Source organism: Bosea sp. (in: a-proteobacteria), from assembly GCF_023953965.1.
Taxonomy (GTDB): Bacteria; Pseudomonadota; Alphaproteobacteria; order Rhizobiales; family Beijerinckiaceae; genus Allobosea.
This window is the reverse complement of record NZ_JAMLIX010000001.1, coordinates 3009347-3027689: the sequence shown is the minus strand read 5'-3', so window position 1 is coordinate 3027689 and position 18343 is coordinate 3009347. Positions and strand designations below refer to the sequence as shown.

Annotated in this window: 15 protein-coding genes and 2 tRNA genes; 4 read left to right on the top strand and 13 right to left on the bottom strand. The window is 64.7% G+C overall.

All coding sequences use genetic code 11. The features are described 5' to 3' along the window. The first annotated feature begins 150 nt into the window (after positions 1 to 150). Together M9917_RS14365 and M9917_RS14360 are read left to right on the top strand one after the other, a co-directional pair. Complete coding sequence (locus M9917_RS14365) at positions 151 to 972, top strand: enoyl-CoA hydratase/isomerase family protein (protein WP_297254547.1); 822 nt, start codon at positions 151 to 153, stop codon at positions 970 to 972. Between the two features lie 243 nt (positions 973 to 1215). Then, positions 1216 to 2427, top strand: a complete 1212-nt coding sequence (locus M9917_RS14360) for a multidrug effflux MFS transporter (protein WP_297254546.1) — start codon at positions 1216 to 1218, stop codon at positions 2425 to 2427. Positions 2428 to 2459: 32 nt separating this feature from the next. On the opposite strand, the gene M9917_RS14355 is transcribed toward M9917_RS14360, so the two are convergent. From M9917_RS14355 to M9917_RS14320, 8 genes are all read right to left on the bottom strand, one after another. Then, positions 2460 to 3719: an MFS transporter gene (locus M9917_RS14355; protein WP_297254545.1), complete on the bottom strand. Its 1260-nt coding sequence runs from the start codon at positions 3717 to 3719 to the stop codon at positions 2460 to 2462. A 143-nt stretch (positions 3720 to 3862) separates the two neighbouring features. Then, positions 3863 to 5926: an acetate--CoA ligase family protein gene (locus M9917_RS14350; RefSeq protein ID WP_297254544.1), complete on the bottom strand. Its 2064-nt coding sequence runs from the start codon at positions 5924 to 5926 to the stop codon at positions 3863 to 3865. Positions 5927 to 6049: 123 nt separating this feature from the next. After that, entirely contained in the window at positions 6050 to 7186 is a 1137-nt protein-coding gene (locus M9917_RS14345) for an ABC transporter ATP-binding protein (RefSeq protein ID WP_297254543.1), read from the bottom strand. A 34-nt stretch (positions 7187 to 7220) separates the two neighbouring features. Then, the gene (locus M9917_RS14340; RefSeq protein WP_297254542.1) at positions 7221 to 8072 is read right to left on the bottom strand and encodes an ABC transporter permease; all 852 of its coding nucleotides are present in this window, start codon (positions 8070 to 8072) and stop codon (positions 7221 to 7223) included. Then, positions 8069 to 8971 carry an ABC transporter permease gene (locus M9917_RS14335; RefSeq protein ID WP_297254541.1) on the bottom strand — a complete coding sequence of 301 codons (903 nt, stop codon included), beginning with the start codon at positions 8969 to 8971 and terminating at the stop codon, positions 8069 to 8071. Before M9917_RS14335 ends, M9917_RS14340 begins: the two co-directional genes overlap by 4 nt. 2 nt (positions 8972 to 8973) lie before the next feature. Beyond that, entirely contained in the window at positions 8974 to 9831 is an 858-nt protein-coding gene (locus M9917_RS14330) for an enoyl-CoA hydratase/isomerase family protein (protein WP_297254540.1), read from the bottom strand. Between the two features lie 390 nt (positions 9832 to 10221). After that, positions 10222 to 11250 (bottom strand): extracellular solute-binding protein, encoded by a 1029-nt coding sequence (locus M9917_RS14325; protein ID WP_297254539.1) that lies wholly within the window; start codon positions 11248 to 11250, stop codon positions 10222 to 10224. 184 nt (positions 11251 to 11434) lie between these two features. After that, entirely contained in the window at positions 11435 to 12607 is a 1173-nt protein-coding gene (locus tag M9917_RS14320; RefSeq protein ID WP_297254538.1) for an extracellular solute-binding protein, read from the bottom strand. A 255-nt stretch (positions 12608 to 12862) separates the two neighbouring features. Here M9917_RS14320 and M9917_RS14315 point away from each other — a divergent pair, with 255 nt between their 5' ends. Further along, positions 12863 to 13177, top strand: coding sequence for an ArsR/SmtB family transcription factor (locus M9917_RS14315; RefSeq protein WP_297254537.1), 315 nt, complete (start codon positions 12863 to 12865; stop codon positions 13175 to 13177). A 67-nt stretch (positions 13178 to 13244) separates the two neighbouring features. Here the strand turns inward: M9917_RS14315 and ccrA are convergent, their stop codons facing one another. From ccrA to M9917_RS14290, 5 genes are all read right to left on the bottom strand, one after another. Beyond that, positions 13245 to 14486: a crotonyl-CoA carboxylase/reductase gene (gene ccrA / locus M9917_RS14310; RefSeq protein WP_297254885.1), complete on the bottom strand. Its 1242-nt coding sequence runs from the start codon at positions 14484 to 14486 to the stop codon at positions 13245 to 13247. A 681-nt stretch (positions 14487 to 15167) separates the two neighbouring features. Continuing rightward, positions 15168 to 15244: transfer RNA gene (locus tag M9917_RS14305), tRNA-Arg, on the bottom strand. Positions 15245 to 15275: 31 nt separating this feature from the next. Then, positions 15276 to 15581, bottom strand: a complete 306-nt coding sequence (locus M9917_RS14300) for an ETC complex I subunit (RefSeq protein WP_297254536.1) — start codon at positions 15579 to 15581, stop codon at positions 15276 to 15278. A gap of 70 nt (positions 15582 to 15651) precedes the next feature. Next, positions 15652 to 15728: transfer RNA gene (locus M9917_RS14295), tRNA-Pro, on the bottom strand. A gap of 71 nt (positions 15729 to 15799) precedes the next feature. Then, on the bottom strand, positions 15800 to 16282 hold the full coding sequence (locus M9917_RS14290) for a DUF192 domain-containing protein (RefSeq protein ID WP_297254535.1): 483 nt from the start codon (positions 16280 to 16282) through the stop codon (positions 15800 to 15802). 177 nt (positions 16283 to 16459) lie between these two features. Here M9917_RS14290 and M9917_RS14285 point away from each other — a divergent pair, with 177 nt between their 5' ends. Beyond that, on the top strand, positions 16460 to 18280 hold the full coding sequence (locus tag M9917_RS14285) for a hypothetical protein (RefSeq protein ID WP_297254534.1): 1821 nt from the start codon (positions 16460 to 16462) through the stop codon (positions 18278 to 18280). Positions 18281 to 18343 lie beyond the last annotated feature (63 nt).

Genomic DNA, 18343 nt, shown 5'->3' with positions numbered 1-18343 from the left:
CGTGGTCCCGACCATGTGGTGAGCCTCGCATCACCGAGATCGACCTCATTTCCATCAAGGTGCTGTCAGCCCGATCCGGGCTGCGGATGCGTCGGTGCCACGATCATAAAAGGCAACCCCATCACAAATGCCAAGGAGGAGCTAAACATCATGGCCGAACCGCTCGTGCTCTACGAAGTCGACGACCGCGTCAGCATCGTGACCATAAACCGTCCCGACAAGCTGAACGCCATCAGTCCGGATCTCAAGCAAACGCTGCTCGAGACGCTGCACCGGGCCGACCGCGATCCCGACACACGGGTCGTGCTGCTCCGCGCCGCCGGGCGTTCGTTCTGCGTGGGCTACGATATCGGCAACCCCAAGGATCCGGAAAAGGAAAAATGGCGCTACGACGCGCTGCGCTGGCATGAATCGCTGCGTGCCTCGATCATCTTCGAGCTCGCGCCCTGGGACATGAAGAAGCCGGTCGTGGCACAGGTGCAGGGCCATGCGCTGGGCGGCGGCTGCGAGCTGGCGATGCTCTGCGACGTGACCATCGCGGGCGAGAGCGCGCTGTTCGGGGAGCCGGAAATCCGCTTTTCCAATGCCGGCCCGGCGATCGTGATGCCGTGGTTCATCGGCCTGAAGAAAGCGCGCGAGCTGCTCTATCTCGGCGACATGATCGACGCCAAGGCCGCGCTCGATCTCGGCATGATCAACAAGATCGTGCCGGATGCGGAGCTCGGAGCCGCGGCGCTCAAATTCGCCAAGCGCATGTCGATGATCTCGGCCGACGCGCTTTACAACACCAAGCTGTCGATCAACCGCGGCGCCGAGGCCATGGGCTTCCGCAACGCGGTCAATGTCGGGGTCGACGTGGTGTCGATGCTCTATGCGGCCCGGACGCCGGAAGGCGACCAGTTCAAGGAGATCACGGCCGAGAAGGGGCTCGGCGCGGCCCTGAAATGGCGCGGCGACCAGTTCAAGACCTGATTGTCTTCACCAGGCACGAGCGTGCGGTGATGCAAGACACCGGTCCGCGGCGCAGGCAGCGCCGGGGACCGGTTCTCCCTCGACGACGGCGCGCTCGCGCCGTTCCACGCCGGCTCCCGCCGATATCGACCTGATTGATGGCTTCCACCGCCCCCTTGGCCGAGGACCGGCATCGGCATGGAGGCGGCGGGGCGCGGTTCCGTCCCGGCAAGAATGGTTTTCCGACACTGTATCGGGGTATCCATGGACCTGAACCTGCCGAGCGATGAACAGGCCCCCCGCCGCGCGCGGACTTCGCCCGCGCGGACCATTTCCCTGCCGCTGCTCGTCGTCATCACCGCCCTGCCGGCAGTGACCATCAACATATACCTCCCGTCCATGCCGGGAATCGTCACGTATTTCCAAACCGATATTCCGACCATCCAATATGCGTTGTCGCTCTACCTGCTCGGCCTGGCCGTCGGGCAGCTCGCCTATGGGCCGCTGTCCGACAGGCTCGGACGCCGCCCCGTGCTGTTGGCGGGCATGGCGATCTACAGCACCGGCTCGCTCCTCTGCTCGCTGGCGCAGGGAATCGAAATCTTCCTGGTGGGCCGTGTGCTGCAGGCGATCGGCGGCGGTGCCGGCATGGTGCTCGGCCGCGCCATGGTCCGCGATGTCTACGACGAGGCGCGCGTCGCTTCGGTGCTGGGCTACACGGTCATGGTCACCACGATCGCCACGGCGGTCGCGCCGATCATCGGAGGCACCCTCGACGAAGCGTTCAACTGGCGCGCGCCCTTCCTGTTTCTGGCCGGGCTCGGCGCTGTCGTGGTGCTTGCCTGCATCGTGTGGGCGAAGGAGACCAGAAACCCGTCGGCCGTGCCGTCCGGCAAGGTCTGGATGGGCTATGCGCGGGTTCTGAAGTACTGGGCGTTCTGGCGTTTTCTGCTTTATTCGTCGCTGCTCACCGCATCCTACTTCGTCTTCATCGCCGGCTCGCCCGTCGTGGTGATCGAGCTATGGGGCTACAGCCCGACCCATTTCGGCGCCTGGTGGATCGTCGGCTCGCTCTCCTACTTCATCGGCAGCTACATAGCGGGCCGCTATTCCGAACGCCTCGGCACCGAGAACATGCTGCGCCTCGGTTCGCCGATCCTTCTGCTGGGGGGCGCCATGTTGATGGGGCTGCTGGCGATCGGGCCGCACCATCCGCTCTCCCTGTTCGCGCCCATCGGCGTGATCTTCATCGGCTCCGGCGTGGTGCAGCCCAACATCGTCTCGAGCGCGATCAACGTCGATCCCAAGAATATCGGCTCGGCGTCGGGGCTGCTCGGCTGCACGCAGATCCTGTTCGGGATCATGGCGATTTCGCTGCTCGGCCTGTTTCCGACGGGCGAGCCGCTCTATTTCGGCGCGATCTGCGCCGGCGCCCTTCTGGCCGGGGTGCTCGCCGGCTTCGTCCTGAAGCGTTGAGGTCCGGCGCGAACCTCGCGTCGATGCGGGATTTACACGGCTTCGACCCGGCGCGTTTGCCCCGCCGGCGGCGTCCTCATCCGCAGAACCAGAGAGCCGATCAGGATCACGTTGAGCCCGTTCCAGCCGATGCCGTTCAGGAAGGCGACGAAATAGGACCCGGTCTGGTCATAGATCCAGCCCGAAATCCATCCTCCGAACGCCATGCCGAATATGTTTCCCGCGGCGACGACCCCGATGATCGCTCCGGCGGAACGCGCGGGAAGATATTCCCGCACGATCAATGGATAGGACGGCAGGATCCCCCCCTGCGCGAGGCCGAACACGACGCTCACCAGCTGCAGCGAGGCCAGCCCATCGGCGTGGATATAGAAGGTGAGCGCCAGCATCTGCAGCAGGGAGCCGACGAAAAGGATGGTGACGGGCCCGACGATGTCGATGATCGCGCCGCAGACGAAACGTGAAGCGATGCCACCGAGAAGCATCATGGAAATGAGTTCGCTTCCCTGACTGACGGTGAAACCGAGGTCGCCGCACAGCGCCACGATGTGAATCTGCGGGATCGCCATGGCGATGCAGCAGCTCACGGCGGCCAGGACGAGTATCGATTTGATCGTCAGCGGCGACAGGCCGACATGTTTCGCCTTTTGGGACGAGCTGCGATCCGCCTCGTCGAGGACATCCGACGGAACGCGGCGGCGCAGCAGGAACGACAGCGGCACCACCATCAGCAGGACACCGCCGATCAGCAGGTGCACATCGCGCCAGCTGCCGTCGCGCACCATATTGCCGATGATTATCGCCCAGAGCGCGCCGGACAGATACCCGGCGGAGGACACGACCGTGATCGCCATGCCGCGCCGTTTTCGGAACCAGTGCGAAATATCGGCGGTGAGCGGCGCGAGGCCGACGGCGGCACCCAGACCGACGAAAAGCTGGGTCAGCAGGAACGGCCAGAAACTGTGCATCATCGCGCCGACCAGATAGCCGAGGCTGGCGAGGATGGAGCTGACCACCAGGATATTGGCCACGCCGTATCGATCGCTCCAGCGGCCGAGCACGGGCCCGCCCACCAGATAGCCGAACATGATGGCGATGTAGGGATAGGAGGCTTCCGTGCGCGTCAGGCCGAACTCGCTTTGAAGCACGGGCATCAGCGTCACCGACGTCCACATGCTCGCATTGGTGATCATGCCGATGAGCACCGAATAGAAGGCCCGCCGCCAGGAATACCAACCGTCCATGTCGATCGCCATCGCAACGGCGGCGGGCGGTGAATCGTGCTGCATCATTCGAAATCGCTCTTCCCGTTCGCTCGACCCGGCGCCGGCATGTCTCAATCCAGCTTCGTGCGGCATGACGCCGGCAACGCGCGCGAAAGAGGCACGCCGCGTGAGGCGCGCCTCTCTTTCCCTGAGTCCGGCAGGGGTTCGGGCTATCCCTTCGGGATCACCAGCGTGTCGACGATCACCGCGGCCTTGGGCGTGACCATGATCGGGTTGAGGTCGATCGCCGCGATCTTGTCGCCGAACTCGCGGGCAAAGGCATCGAGTTTCTCGATCAGCGCCACGACGGCGTCGATGTCGCAAGCCGGCTTGCCGCGAACGCCGCGCAGCAGCGGATAGCCCTTCAGGCTTTCCAGCATCGCCCTCGCCTCGCCCGCGGCCAGCCCCACCGGCCTGACGCTGACGTCGTCGAACAGCTCGGCCCAGATTCCCCCGGTTCCCACGATCAGGAACGGCCCGAGCTCCTCATGGTTGGTGAAGCCGGCAAAGAGCTCGACATCGCCTGCCATCATCGGCTGGACGACCACGCCGCCGGGCGCGATCGCGCTCAGCTTGTCGAAGCCATCGGTGACGGCCAGCGCGTCCTTGACGCCGACCAGAACGCCGCCGACCTCGGTCTTGTGAAGCAGGCTCGGATCGGCGACCTTCATGACGACCGGATAGCCGAGCTCGGACGCCGCCCGCACCGCGGCATCCGCCGAAAGCGCGTGACGGGACTCCACCACCGGCAATCCGGCCGCCGTGAGCAGATCGGATGTCGGCATGCCGGAGGACGGCGCCTTGATCGCATTGAACAGCGCGCGCGTCTTGGCCACGTCGAATGCGGGGGCGGGAGCCATCTTGTGCGCCGCTTTCCCGTCGGCGACCAGGTGGCTCAACGCCTCCAATCCTTCCGAGAGACCGGACAGGACCAGGATATTGCCCTTGAGGCCGCTTTCGGCGATCTCGCCGGGCACCGTGCCGTCGACCGTATCCAGCATCACCACGACCTTGTCGTGCTTGGCCGCCAGGGCCTTGTGCGGGATGAGACGCTCTTCCAGCTCGCCCCGGTCGGTGTTGGTCGGGTACGAGGAAAACCCGGCGGCGCTCAGGACGATGTCGATGTTCGGGTCGGACGCGATTTCGTGCAGCAGCGCCGGGTGATTGTTTTCCAGGTCGTCCATGCCCCAGTAGTCCAGGGGGTTGGTGGTCGCCAGGAAGTCCGGCAGCCGCTTCCGCAGCAGAGCGGCGGTATCGGGCGTGAACGGCACATGCGTCAGGTCGGTCTTGTCGGTCTGATCGAGGATCAGCTCGATCTGGCCGCCGGAGGCGGTGATGCTCGCCATGCGGTTCGACCGGGGGCGCCTGTCGAGCTGCATCGCCAGCAATGTCTCGAGCAGCGCTTCCATCGATCTGGCGCGATGCACGCCATGGCGCGCGAACAGGGCGTCGTAGAGGCGATCGGGCGCGGCCAGCGCGCCGGAATGCGCCGCAGCGGCCTGGGCGCCCGCCTCGCTCGTTCCCGACTTCAGGACGACCACCGGCTTGCCGGCCGCCTTGGCCCGGTCGCACTCCGCGAAGAAGCGCTCGGGATCGCGGATGGTCTCCAGGAACGCGCCGATGACCTTCACGCCCGGATCGTCGACGAAGTAGCGAAGCAGGTCGGCGCTGTCGACGACGGCTTCGTTTCCGGCGGAAACGATCTGGCTCCAGCGCACGCCGCGATTATTGTCGGTCAGGGCGGTCGTCACGGAGCCGCTTTGCGAGATCAGCGCCACGACGCCGGGCTCGTAGGCGGCCACCTTGCCCATATAGAGCGCCGTGCGCGAGGTGAAGTCGACCAGCCCCTGGCAGTTGGGGCCGACCAGCGCGAAATCCGCATCGAGCGAGATCTGCCGCATCCGCTGCTGGCGTTCACGGCCGATCTCGCCGGCCTCGGCGAAGCCGATGGCCAGCACGACGGCGCCGCCGATGCCCAGGCTGATGGCTTCCTCGACGACGGGAAGCACCCGGTCCCGGTTCAGGCCGATCAGGATCGCATCCGGAACCTCAGGGATATCGGACAGGGAAGGAAAGCAGGGCGCCCCGGCCACTTCGCTATAGCGGGGATTGACCGCGTACACCTTTCCTTCGTAGCCCATGTCGGGGAAGCTGAGTATCGATTTCTTCAGCCACTGATGGGACGGGCTGGCCCCCACAACGGCAATCGACTTCGGGCGGAAAAGCCGCTTCATTGACTTACTGTCTATATACTTCTTTTTAGGCACGACTATCCACCTCTCCAGATAGAGAACATCGAAAATTCGCTCGGACCTGCGGCAGCTCGCCCCCCTGGCGAGTCGGCGCGCGTCCCTTCCTCAGGCCGCCTCGGCCGTGTGGGAACCCTTGACCCGCTCCGTTATCGGCACGGCGACGCAGCGGGTGAGATCCAGCGCCATATCGAGATTGCGGCCCGCCGACGCGGCATCGAGATGATGGCCGGGCACTTCGATCTGGAAATCGGAGTTGGTGCCCGGTCCATGCGCGATGCCGACGATCCGGGTGACATCGCCCATGTAGACCGACTCGTGAGCCTGCAACGTGACGCGCATCTCGTTCGGCTTCACATCCTGCGCGAAGCGGAACGCCTGGGCCGGCACGGCGACGGCGATCTCCCCGGAGACATGCGTGCCGGCGAGAATGTCGACTTCCTTGTCGAAGACGGGAATGTGCACCCGGATCATGCCGTCCCCGAGCGGGCGCACGGCCTTGCCGGCAACCAGGTTGTGGCCGCCGAAGAAGGTGGCGACGAAGCTGGAGCTGGGCTGCCGGTAGAGCCGCTCCGGCGTGTCGATGGCTTCCACCCGCCCGTCGAGCATCACCGCGATGCGGTCCGACAGCGTGAGGGCTTCCTCCCGGTCGTGGGTGACGTAGACGACCGTGGTCTTGGTCTCGGCATGGATACGCCGCAGTTCGCCGGCCATGCGGATGCGCAGCTCGCGATCGAGCGCGCCCAGCGGCTCGTCCATCAGAAGCAGTTCGGGGCGGAACGCCAGCGCTCTGGCCAGTGCGACCCGCTGCTGCTGTCCGCCGGAAAGCTCACGCGGCAAGCGCGCGCCCATTCCGGCCAGACCGACCAGCTCCAGCATTTCGTCGACGCGGCGAACGCGCTCCGCCTTGCCCCATCCCCTCATCTTCAGCCCGTAGGCGATGTTGTCGCCCGCCGACATGTGGGGGAACAGCGCGTAGTTCTGAAACACCATGCCGATATTGCGCTCGGCGGGGGTCATTCTCGAAACGTCCCGGCCGCTGAGCAGGATCAGGCCGCCGGTTATATCGGTGAAGCCGGCGATCATCCTCAACACGGTCGTCTTGCCCGACCCCGACGGCCCGAGCACCGTCAGAAATTCCCCCTGCGCGACCGACAGATTGATCCCGCGAACGGCTCTCGCCGGACCGAAGTTCTTCGTCAGCGACTGCAGCTCCAGCCCCGATACGATAGACGTGCCCGCCATTGCGAAGCGCTCCTCCAGAATTAAAGTAATGCGTCTATCTCGTGCTGTTGGAGCGCCAGTAGCTCGCAACCGCAGCCAATATTCCCGTAAACACCATCAGGATCGTCGAGATCGCCAGGACCACAGGCTCCATGCCGGTCCTGAGCGAGTCGAAGATTCCCTTGGGCAGCGTCACGAGCCCCGGCCCGCCGATGAACACGATCAGCGTCGATTCATCGAACGACCCGATGAACGCGAAGACGAACGCCGCGGCCATCGCCTGCACGAGCAGCCGCGCGGTGATGTTCACCGTCGCCCGCGTCTTGCTCGCGCCCAGGGTCATGGCGACCAGCTCGAGCTCCTTGGGGATGCGGTTGATGGCCGTTCCGACGATGAGCAGCACATAGGGGAACGCATGCGTCGCATAGACCAGCACCACCCAGAACGGCGACCCCATCACGCGGGCCTGCAGGAAGACCATGTAGACCGAGACCGCGTAGGCGACGCCCGGCAGGATCAACGGCGCCAGGCCCACGCCCGCCAGAACCTGCCTGCCCCAGACCTGGCCGCGGTTCAGCGCGATGGCGGCGGGCACGGCGACGGCGAGCGCCAGCATCGCCGACGACAGCGCCAGCCCGAACGAGGTGCGCACGGCCGTCAGCCAGAACTTGGCATCGGCGAGTATCTCATATTGCCGGAAGCCCCATTCCCGCGGCGGGAAGATCATCAGCTTCTCGTTCGAGAACGAGAGCACGACCACCAGAGCCGCGGGAACGAGCGTGAACAATACCGCGATCGTCAGCACCAGGACCAGAAGTCCGGTAAAGATCGCCCTGACACTCCAATGCGCAAGGATTTGGTTCGAGCGGCTGAGAGTAGAGCCGCCATGCATGGCTGCAGTGCTCATCCCAATGCCTTCCTGATACGATCGGCGCCGACGATCTTGAACGCGAGGAGTATGACGATGGAAGCCGAGACCACGAGCACCAACGCTGTTATCGCAGCCGCGTTGAGATCGAAGAATGTGAATACATTCTGGTAGATCAGCGAGGCCGTGAACGGCGAGGTGATGCCGCCGAGGATCACCGGCGTGAGGAAGAACCCGGTCGACAGAACGAAGACCAGCATCGTCGTCGCCAATATTCCCGGGATCGCCAACGGGATCACGATCGAGACGATCGCCCGCAGGCGCGCCGCGCCGAGGCCCTCGGCCGCGCGTACGATGTCGAGATCGATGCTCGAGAAGGCCACCACGAGCGGCAGTACCGCGAAAGGCAACATCTGGCTGACCATGCCGATGACGACCGCCAGCTCGTTGTAGAGCAAGGCGAGCCGCGTCTTGTCGCTGAGGATGCCGGTCGCCACGAGGAAATTATTGACGAGGCCATTCGTCTGCAGGATCACGGTCCAGGCGTAGAGCTTGATCATCGTGCCCATCCAGAACGGGACGAGCACCGATGCGAGGATGATGAACCGGACCGTGGCGCTGCGCGTGGTCTTCAGCGTCCAGGCCAGGACCCCGCCGAACAGGATCGCCAGCACCGTCACGATGGCGGAAATCACATAGGTCGTGCGCAGCACCACCAGGTTGGAGCTGTCGCTGAAGAAATCGACGAGATTCTGCAGCGCTCCTTCGGAGAACACGGCTATCTGCGTCAGCCGGATGAACGGGTAGACGACGAAGAACGCCAGCATGGCGGCAAACGGCAGGACCAGCAGCAGGCTTGGCAGAGCGCCGATTTCCGGGCGCCAGGCGCGGCTGCGAGATTTGTTGCGTTTCGCGACGGCACTGCTGTCCAAGGCCATCGTCACTGCACTCCTCCGCTCTTTCCATACAATTCATCGACCTGGCTGAACTGCGCGTCACGCCATTTGAGGGCCGCGCGCAAGCCGTCCTTCTTCTGGACCTCGCGGAACGCCAGCCCCTCGGCCGTCTCCGAACCGTGAATGATCGCGGTCAGATTGTCATGGAAAGCGATCGCATTGCGGAAGCCCGCCATCTCATAGGTCCGGTTCAGGCCGGCCTTCAGGAGGCGCAGCGCAAGCGGCGCGACCTTCGACATCAGCTGCGCGTGATACATGGCGGCGCGCTCATGGTCGCCGTCGGGCACGACCTCGTTGATCATGCCGAGCTCATAAGCGCGCCCGGCGGCTATCAGCTTGCCCGAATAGAGGATCTCCCGCGCCGCCTTCATCGGCACCAGCCAAGGCAGCACCAGGGTGGAACTGGAGGCGAACCGGATCTCCGGCTCGCCGAACTTGGCCGTTTCCGTCGAGACCGTCAGGTCGCACAGCATGGCGATCTCGCAGCCGCCGCCGACCGCGTAACCATGGACGGCCGCGACGATCGGCTTCGGAAAATCCCAGATCGCCAGCGGGAAATGCCCGACCTCGCCGTCGTACATCTTCTGGTATTCGGCGACCGTCGGCTTCCTGTCGCCGCTGCCGCCGCCCGAAATGTCATAGCCCGCCGAGAAAGCGCGCCCCGAACCCGCGAGCACCACCGCCCGAACCCCGTCGTCGACGGCCAGTTCCGCCAGCACCCGGACGATCTCCGTGCGCAATTCGAGATTGAATGCGTTCAGGCTGTTGGGACGGTTGAACCTCAGGAGGGCAACAGGTCCGTCCCTTTCGATGATGAGGACGGGATCTGGGTTTTCGGACATTGGGTGTTCCTGAACAAGATGGCTGCCTGGGTGTTCGGTCCCGGCATTTGGTGGATTGGGCTCAACCTGATTTGCGGATGTCCACTGCTTGCAGATGGTCTACCGGGTGTCGGACACGCGAGGGTCTCGACCCGGCGGGCGGGGTTGCGTGCCGCGACGAAGCCGGCGAGGCGCCGGCAAGCCGGTGCGAGGAATAAAGGCCTCGGTTGTCGGCGTGGAGCAACAGCGCCGCGTTCATCCTGGAATGGCAGGCGGACGGCACAACATCATTCACCGAAGCGCGCGGAAGCCGGAGCTGATCCGCAATCTCAGGAACGAAACATTTCGTCAGGCTTTTGGGTAACCGGGAGCCACGGCGGTGAGCCGCGGCACCCGGCGCTGGTCACGCCCTTACCGGTTGGTGATGAACTTCTGCCAGGCCGCCCTCATATCCTTGGACTGCTGCGCCTGGAGCGGACCGGAAATGATCACGACGTCCTTGCCGACGGGAAGCGAATTCGCAATCTCCGGCGCGATGCGGCTGGCCAGTTCCTTGCTCGGCGTCGGATAGGTGAGCGCGGTGGTCCATGCCGCCTGACCTGCGTGCTGGCGGCCGAACCAGTCCAGGAAGATGAACGCGACATCCTTGTTCGGCGCGCCCTTCGGCACCAGCCAGCCACCGTCGACGCCGAGCACCGCGCTTTCCCAGAAGATCTGGAGATTTGGCAGGACATCGCGTCTCACGACATGCGCGCGCCCGTTCCAGATGTAGGAAATCGCGACCTCACGGTCGACCAGGACCTGTTCCTGCTGGGCTCCGGACTCCGGCCAGACCTTGATGTGCGGGCGGATTTCCTCGAGCTTGGCGACGGCCTTCTTGATATCGATCGGAAACAGGTTCTTGCGGTCGGCACCGGCGGCGAGCGCCGCGAACTGCAACGGGTAGCTCCAGGAACCCAATATGGAGCGCGAGCCCGGGAAATCCTTGACGTTCCAGAACTCTGCCGCGTTGGTCGGGCATTTGGCGACCATATCGCGGTTGCAGGCGATCGCGCCCGCCGTCCCGCCATAGGACACCAGATCCTCGAAGACCGTGCCTTCGCGGCTCTCCTTCTTCAAGGAGGCCATGAGCTCGGGCGGAAAGGCTTCGAGAAGACCGTCCTTGCGCAGAAGCGATGCCGTACCGCCATCGAGCAGGTCGATCTGAAGCGCACCCTGATTCGTCTGCAGGCGTACCATGGCGTCGAAATCGCCGGTCGCCGGGATGATGTTGATCTTGACGCCGGTCTGCTTTTCGAACGGCTCGAAGAAATTCTTGCGGCTCGCTTCCGTCCAGGCGCCGCCCCATGAGACGACATTCAGCTGGCGGCCCTTCAGATCCTGCGCATGTGCCGCCATCGGCGCCGCAGCGCCAAAGCCGGCCACAAGGGACAGCACCATATACGCGCCCAGGCGGGCGTTTATTTGCATCACGTTTCCCTCCCCAACTCGGTAACATTTACGATTGAACTTGATCGTCAATTCTTGATTTTGTTGTGCGTTGTTCAGGTCAAGCCAACCGTTAGGCCGATTATTGAAACTGCTGCAGCCGGCGCCGGCCCGGCGCGCCGGGCATCGTCGGCGATCATCGGGACGTGACGAATTTCTGCCAGGCGGCCCTCATATCCTTGGCCTGGTCGGCCTGAATGGCGCCATCGATCATCACGATATCCTTGCCGACAGGCAGAGAGCTGGCGATCTGGGGCGGAAGGCGGCTGGCCAGTTCCTTGCTCGGCGTCGGATAGGTGAGCGCGGTGGTCCATGCCGCCTGGGCTGCGTGCTGGCGGCCGAACCAGTCCAGGAAGGCGAAAGCGACCTCCTTGTTCGGCGCGCCCTTCGGCACCAGCCAGCCGGTGTCGCTCGGGAGAACCGCGCTCTCCCAGAAAAGCTCGAGGTTCGGCAGCACATCGCGCCTCACGACATGCGCGCGCCCGTTCCAGATGAAGGAAATCCCGACCTCGCGATCGACCAGCACCTGTTCCTGCTGGGCTCCGGACTCCGGCCAGACCTTGATGTGCGGACGGATCTCTTCCAGCTTGGCGACCGCTGCCTTGATATCGATCGGCATCAGGTGCTTGCGGTCACCGCCGGCGGCGAGCGCCGCGAAATGCAGCGGAGCGGTCCAGTTGCCGAGGATGGAGCGCGTGCCCGGGAAACCCTTGACATCCCAGAACTCCGCCGCGTTGGTCGGACATTTCTTGATCAAGTCGTGGTTGCAGGCGATGACGGTCGCCGTATTGCCGTACTGCAACACATCCGCGGAGACCATGCCGTCCCGGCTCTGCTCCTTCAAGGAGGCCACGAGCGCGGGCGGGAAGGTCTCGAGATAGCCGTCCTTGCGCAGGAGCGGCGCCTGGCCGGCATCGAGCAGGTCGATCTGAAGCGCGCCCTGATTGATCTGCAAGCGCACGACGGCATCGAAATCGCCGGTCGCCAGGATGACGTTGACCTTTGCGCCGGTCTCTTTTTCGAAGGGCTCGAAGAAATTCTTGCGGCTGGCTTCCGTCCAGGCGCCGCCCCATGAAATGACGTTCAGCTGGCGGCCTTTCAGATCCTGCGCCTTCGCCGTCGTCGGCCCGCCGCCGCCGAAGCCCGCAATCAGGAAAGATAGCACTATAGATGCGCCAATACAGGCGTTTCGCTGTCTCAAACTTTCCTCCCTGGTTCCGCTAGGGCTTCCGGTCGAGCTTGGGTCTTTGCACGAAACTAGCGAACCAGCCTCGGAAAAGACTGCTGCGGTCCTATTCGGATAAGTCAACTACACCATAACAATCCTACAACTATCGAACTGTCAAGCGACACTTGCGGGACCCGGCAGGCAGGCGCGGCATTGTCGCCGACGTGCATAAGAGCGCGCGCAATGCCTTGCCTGCCCGCAGCGCTTCCGTCTCCGGCCGCCCCATCCGGGGCCGGCTTGCGCCGTCGCGAGGCTGAGCGGCACAAGCGGCTGGATTCCCGTGCGCAATCTCATTAGATAGGTTTCGAACGACGGAACAATCAAGTTGGGAATCAGATGACCATCGAACTTGAACGCTACACCGCAATCTTCACGGCGATGGGTGAAGCGACCCGCCTCCAAATGGTGCAGATGATCGATGAGGCCGGCGAGATGCCTTGCACGGCGCTCGTCGAAAAGCTGGGCGTTGCGAAATCGACAGTTTCCTACCACGTCAAAATTCTTGCTCATGCGAGGCTGATTTCCGTGCGGAAGCATGGTCGAAACTATTTTTACACGACGCGCAGGGACGTTCTCGACGAGGCGATGCCGGGTCTTCGGGCCAAGCTCGCCGGCCCCGTCTCCGCCGGCAGCGAGCAGCCGGCCGGTTAAGTCCGGCGACGCTGCCGAAGCCTGAGAGCTGGCCGCCCGACAGCGGTCTGCGGGGCGGCTATTCTTCTCAGGAGGACGCACCGAGACCGGCGGTGGGAGCACCGACCAGTATGGTGGTGTTTCCGGCGGGAAGCTTTCCGTTCATCATGTCTTGATGGGCTTGGCCGACCTGGTCGAAGCTGCGAACCTCGCCCAGGCACGGGTCGATGCGTCCGGCGAGCACGAGCGCGTTGTAGGCGTTGGACTGCTCGGCATTCGAACCATGCGAGCCCTGCAGGCGCTTCTGCCGCACCCAGTGGTACCGCAGGTCGACGACCGCCGAGTAACCCGTGGTTCCCGCGCAGATCACCACCATCCCGGCGGTGTCGCAGCAGAAGATCGACGTGGGGACCGTGTCCTCGCCGGGATGCTCGATGATGATCCGCGGGCTGCGCCGCTCACCGAGTATATCCCAGATCTTCTTGCCGAAAGCGCGCGCCTGGGCGGTCCATGCCTTCTGGCCGGCATTGTCCGTCCAATGCGGCGGCTGTCCCCAATGCGTGAACTCGCGACGATCGATGTATCCGACCGCGCCGAGCGACTTGCAATACTCGCCCTTGTCTTCACTCGAGACGACCGCGATCGGAATTCCGCCCGCCTCGCGCGCGATCTGGATGGCCTGCGACCCGACACCGCCCGAGCCGCCCCAGACGAGAACCACGTCGCCCTTCTCGACGGCATGCTCCTTCCATCCGTGCAGCATCCGGTAGGCGGTCGCGCCGACCAGCGTGGGCGCCGCGGCCTGCTCCCATGTCAGGTGTTTCGCCTTCGGCATGATCTGATGGTCATAGGCGAGGCAGAACTGGCCGAACGATCCGAAATTCGTGTTGTAGCCCCAGATCTGGGCGCTGGGGGCCAGCATCGGGTCCTTGCCCGCCAGCACATAGGGATCGTTGGGATCCCAGCTTCCCGGCGCCACGACGACCTCGTCGCCCACCTTGATGCCGGAGACCTTCGAGCCGACCGCATAGACGATGCCTGAGGCGTCGCTTCCGCCGACATGAAAATCATGAGGAGAGCCCTGGGCCCGACGAGCCGCGATGACGTCGATCGGCACGCCCTTCGCCGCCCAAACGTTGTTGAAGTTGAGGCCGGCCGCCATGACGCCGATCAGTACCTCGTGGTCGCCAGGCGTCGGAACCTCGATTTCCTCGATCCTGAAGGCATCGGCTGGATCTCCGAGCCGGTTCGAGCGCACCGTTTGCGCATACATTCGGCTGGGGACCTCCCCCACCGGCGGCAAAGACCCAATCGGTACAATATCAGTCATGGTCGACACTCTTGCTCCTCTTGAAAAATGCAAATCCGGTCCCGCCGCGCATCCTGAAAGTCAAGTCTGGTCGGTCGAGCGTCCCCCAAGCTCAATTGCGACCCGCCCTGCGAACCACGTCAATCGTATCCGATACGGATTTGCGTAATCTCGGCCTTCATCGGGACAAGCGGCTCAGGGAAACCTTATCCGCCAGCGCCTGCTGGAGATTCCACCAAGTTTTTCGCCGTGCGCGATGGCTCCGATCTTGTCTGCCCCTATCGGCCGCCGGGATCATGTTTGACGATCGCCCCACCCTTCGCGCAGCCGCACCCCCCTAAGTTCGATAATAGTAGAACGATAAAACGTTCCCCGCAAGCGCCATTCTTGCGCGCCTCGCGACACGGCAGTGTTTGGATTGTCCGACTTTCATCTCCACCCGGGCGTTGCAGGGCGCCATGCCGGGCAGCCACTGACGGCCTTGCGCAGCCCGCCCGAAAGCCCGGACATTTCTTGCGGTGCGGCATGGGCCGCGATGAACCCGCGGGGTGAATGAAAACGGAAAATCAGGTGGAAAGCAGCAGGCTTTTTCCAACTGACGAAGCGCCGCCACAGGCGGCTGGAGCATTGGATGCTGGAACAAAAACCTGGATCGCCCTCTACGTCCGATAGGACGGAACGGCGACCAAGCGCTTGATGTGATGGCGAGCCCGGCAGGATTCGAACCTGCGACCAGCAGCTTAGAAGGCTGCTGCTCTATCCATCTGAGCTACGGGCCCGAAAGCGGGGAGAAACCCTCGCCCGTCGGCGTCAATGCGTCCACTGGCCGACGCGTGAATGCTTGAAATTGTCGGAATAGGAGATCGAACGGCGCTTCGGCTCGTGCGGCTGTTCGACGCGGTAGGCGATGCCGTTGCGCGTGGCGTAGGCGACGGCCTCGGCCTCGCTGTCGAACCAGAGCTTGAGCTGGCTCCTCATGTCCGACGACGAGGTCCAGCCCATCAGCGGCTCGATCTGGCGCGGGATCTCCGGCTCGTATTCGAGCAGCCAGCGCTCGGTGTTGGCCGTGCCGGACTGCATGGCCGTGCGGGCCGGGCGATAGATGCGTGCGATCATGAAAGCGCTCTGCCGTCACCAAACCTCATGCGGCCCGCGACGCGAACCGCCTCATGCAAGTCTGGAATGATGGTCGGGGCACCAGGATTCGAACCTGGGACCCTCTGCTCCCAAAGCAGATGCGCTACCGGGCTGCGCTATACCCCGACGGGCCATTCCAAACGTTGCGGTTGGCTATCATGCCACAGGCGGCGCCGGCAAGCGAAAGCCGTCCGTCCTCAGCGCTTGAACAGGGCGTGCTCCACCTTGTCGCCCGGCTTGATGCCGAGCTGCCGGCTGACGCCGCCATTGATCTCGAGCACCGACAGCACCGGCTCGCCGGAGGGAATCGTGCGCGTCGAGAGCGGCTCGGTGCGCTCGGCGATGCGCGCGATCGTGCCGTCCGCCCGGATGAACAGCATGTCGAGGGAGATGTAGGTGTTCTGCATCCACATCGCCACCGGCTCGCTGACGGCGAAATCGAACAGCATGCCGCGGTCGGCCGGCATGTAGTTGCGGTACATCAGCCCCCTCGCCCGCTGCTCGGGCGTGCGCATGACCTCGACATGGAAGGCATGGCGCACGCCGCCGCTGACGATGACGAGCGCCTCCAGCCCCGCCCCCTCGGCGCCGGCCGGCTGGCCCTGCGCCCACGGGCCGGACGGCACGAGCGCGATCAGTGCCAGCGCCAGCGCGGCGATTGCGGTTCTGAGGGCATGCATCGCGTCATACTCCGTGGCGGCCGGCGGCGCGCCTTCGGCAGAAAGCCGCGCCCGCCGCCTTCCGGTCAAGCCTTTCGTCATCCTATGAACGCGGGATGCGCCTTGCCGGTGACGAGCGGCTTTCTTTCGCCATCCGGTTGCGGCAGTTTCACCGGGCCCATCAAGCAGGAGATGTTCATGATCGTCGCGCGCCCTCGTCGGACGACGCAGCTCGCCGCCAGCGCCCTGGCGGCCGTTCTCGTCATCGCCGCCACCTCGGCCCGCGCTGCCGATTTCCAGATCGACGATGTCAGGATCGACCTCGGCCTCCTGGTGATCCAGGCGCCGAAGATCGCGGTCAAGGGCTCGACGCTGGAGAAGGACGCCTTTCTCGCCCTGTTCACCGGTGCTGCAGCGGGTGAATCGGCCGCGGCCCGGGCCGCGCGGCTCAACGCCGCCGAGATCAGCGCCCCCGAAGTGAGGCTGGTGCAGACGGTGGCCGACCAGAAGCAGACCACGATCTATCGCGACATCCGTCTCACCGACATCCGCGAGGGCCGGATCGGGCATGGCGAATCGGCGAGCGGCAGCGTCAGCGCCGAAAACCCGGCCTTCGGCCCGATGAAGGGCGAGCTGAAGCGCACCGCCTTCGACGCGCTCGACCTGCGCCAGACCGCGCGCGTGCTGACCGAGAAGGCCGCCCCCGGCGCGAAAGAACCGATGGTCCCGATCATCGGCAATTTCGAGCAGGACGGCTACAGCCTGGATATGGGCAAGGCCGGCCGGATGTCGCTCGGCCGCACGATCGCGCGCGGCTTTTCCGCCAGGGTCGGAGAAGAGCCGCTCCTCGAGCTTGCCGCGCGCCTGGGCAAGGCGAGCGAGGAGATCGAGCGCAAGCGGGTCGAGAAGAAGACCGGCACGAGCGCGGCGGAGCGGCAGCTCGCCCTCTCGATGCTCGGCGTCTTCGACATGTTCGAGTACGGCAGCGGCGAGACGCGCGATTTCAACGCCACCATCCGCCCGCCGGCGGTCGAGGGCGCCAAGGCGATGGACCCCGTCGACTGGACGATCAAGCGCATCGCCTTCGGCGAGAGCACGCCGAGCAAATCGGGCTTCGCGATCGAAGGCATGTCCTTCGCCAGCGGCCCCGGCAAGGGCGGCATCGAGTCGATCAGCTCTTCCGGCTTCTCCTTCGCCCCGGTCGTCAGCGCCCTGCGGGAGGCGCTGGCCCAGCCGGACAAGCCGATCGACCAGATCGATGCCCGCCGCTTCATCCCGACGATCGGCACCATCCGCCTCTCCGGCATCTCGATCGACGCGCCGGCGAGCGTCACCGGCAAGGAGCCGCTCAAGCTCGCGCTCGGAGCCTTCGAGCTCAAGGCGGGCGAGCAGCTCAACGGCATCCCCACCAGCCTCGCGCTGACGATCGACCGGCTCGTCGCCCCGGTCTCGGAAGTCCCCGGCAACCCCGCGGTGAAGGACCTGATCGCGATGGGCATCCGCTCGCTCGACCTCTCGGCGAAGCTCGATCTCGCCTGGGAGGCGGCGAAGAACGAGATCGCGATCCGCACGCTCTCGCTCGGCGGCGAGGGGCTTGCCCGGCTCGATGCCTCCGGCAGGCTCGGCAACGTCACCAAGGATCTGTTCTCGAGCGACCTCGCCCTTGCCCAGGTCGCCGCGCTCGGCGCCACGGCGCGCAGCGTCGAGGTCAGGCTGCAGAATTTCGGCCTGGCCGAGAAGCTGGTGGAGAACGAGGCGCGCAAGGGCAAGCGCAAGGTCGAGGAGGTGCGCCAGCAATTCGCCATGATCGCGAGCCTTGGGCTCGCCGCGATTCTCGGCTCCTCCGACGCGGCCAAGACGGTGTCCGGCGCCATCTCCCGCTTCATCGCCAAGCCCGGCACGCTCACCGTCCAGGCGAGCGCGAGGTCGGCTTCGGGAATCGGCCTCGCCGACGTCATCACCATGACGGAGCCGACGGAGATCTTCGAGAAGATCGATCTCAAGGCCGACGCGCAGTGAGCCTGCCGCGGTGAGTTCATTGCCTCTGCCCGCCCCGGACGCCGATTGGCGCCCGGGCGCGCT

What these genes read in the sequence shown, in the direction of transcription:
- M9917_RS14340 (WP_297254542.1), bottom strand. Translation starts at nt 8,072, where the DNA reads ATGAGCACTGCAGCCATGCATGGCGGCTCTACTCTCAGCCGCTCGAAC.
- M9917_RS14355 (WP_297254545.1), bottom strand. Translation starts at nt 3,719, where the DNA reads ATGATGCAGCACGATTCACCGCCCGCCGCCGTTGCGATGGCGATCGAC.
- M9917_RS14335 (WP_297254541.1), bottom strand. Translation starts at nt 8,971, where the DNA reads ATGGCCTTGGACAGCAGTGCCGTCGCGAAACGCAACAAATCTCGCAGC.
- M9917_RS14285 (WP_297254534.1), top strand. Translation starts at nt 16,460, where the DNA reads ATGATCGTCGCGCGCCCTCGTCGGACGACGCAGCTCGCCGCCAGCGCC.
- M9917_RS14300 (WP_297254536.1), bottom strand. Translation starts at nt 15,581, where the DNA reads ATGATCGCACGCATCTATCGCCCGGCCCGCACGGCCATGCAGTCCGGC.
- M9917_RS14290 (WP_297254535.1), bottom strand. Translation starts at nt 16,282, where the DNA reads ATGCATGCCCTCAGAACCGCAATCGCCGCGCTGGCGCTGGCACTGATC.
- M9917_RS14325 (WP_297254539.1), bottom strand. Translation starts at nt 11,250, where the DNA reads ATGGTGCTGTCCCTTGTGGCCGGCTTTGGCGCTGCGGCGCCGATGGCG.
- M9917_RS14315 (WP_297254537.1), top strand. Translation starts at nt 12,863, where the DNA reads ATGACCATCGAACTTGAACGCTACACCGCAATCTTCACGGCGATGGGT.
- ccrA (WP_297254885.1), bottom strand. Translation starts at nt 14,486, where the DNA reads ATGACTGATATTGTACCGATTGGGTCTTTGCCGCCGGTGGGGGAGGTC.
- M9917_RS14330 (WP_297254540.1), bottom strand. Translation starts at nt 9,831, where the DNA reads ATGTCCGAAAACCCAGATCCCGTCCTCATCATCGAAAGGGACGGACCT.
- M9917_RS14350 (WP_297254544.1), bottom strand. Translation starts at nt 5,926, where the DNA reads ATGAAGCGGCTTTTCCGCCCGAAGTCGATTGCCGTTGTGGGGGCCAGC.
- M9917_RS14360 (WP_297254546.1), top strand. Translation starts at nt 1,216, where the DNA reads ATGGACCTGAACCTGCCGAGCGATGAACAGGCCCCCCGCCGCGCGCGG.
- M9917_RS14365 (WP_297254547.1), top strand. Translation starts at nt 151, where the DNA reads ATGGCCGAACCGCTCGTGCTCTACGAAGTCGACGACCGCGTCAGCATC.
- M9917_RS14345 (WP_297254543.1), bottom strand. Translation starts at nt 7,186, where the DNA reads ATGGCGGGCACGTCTATCGTATCGGGGCTGGAGCTGCAGTCGCTGACG.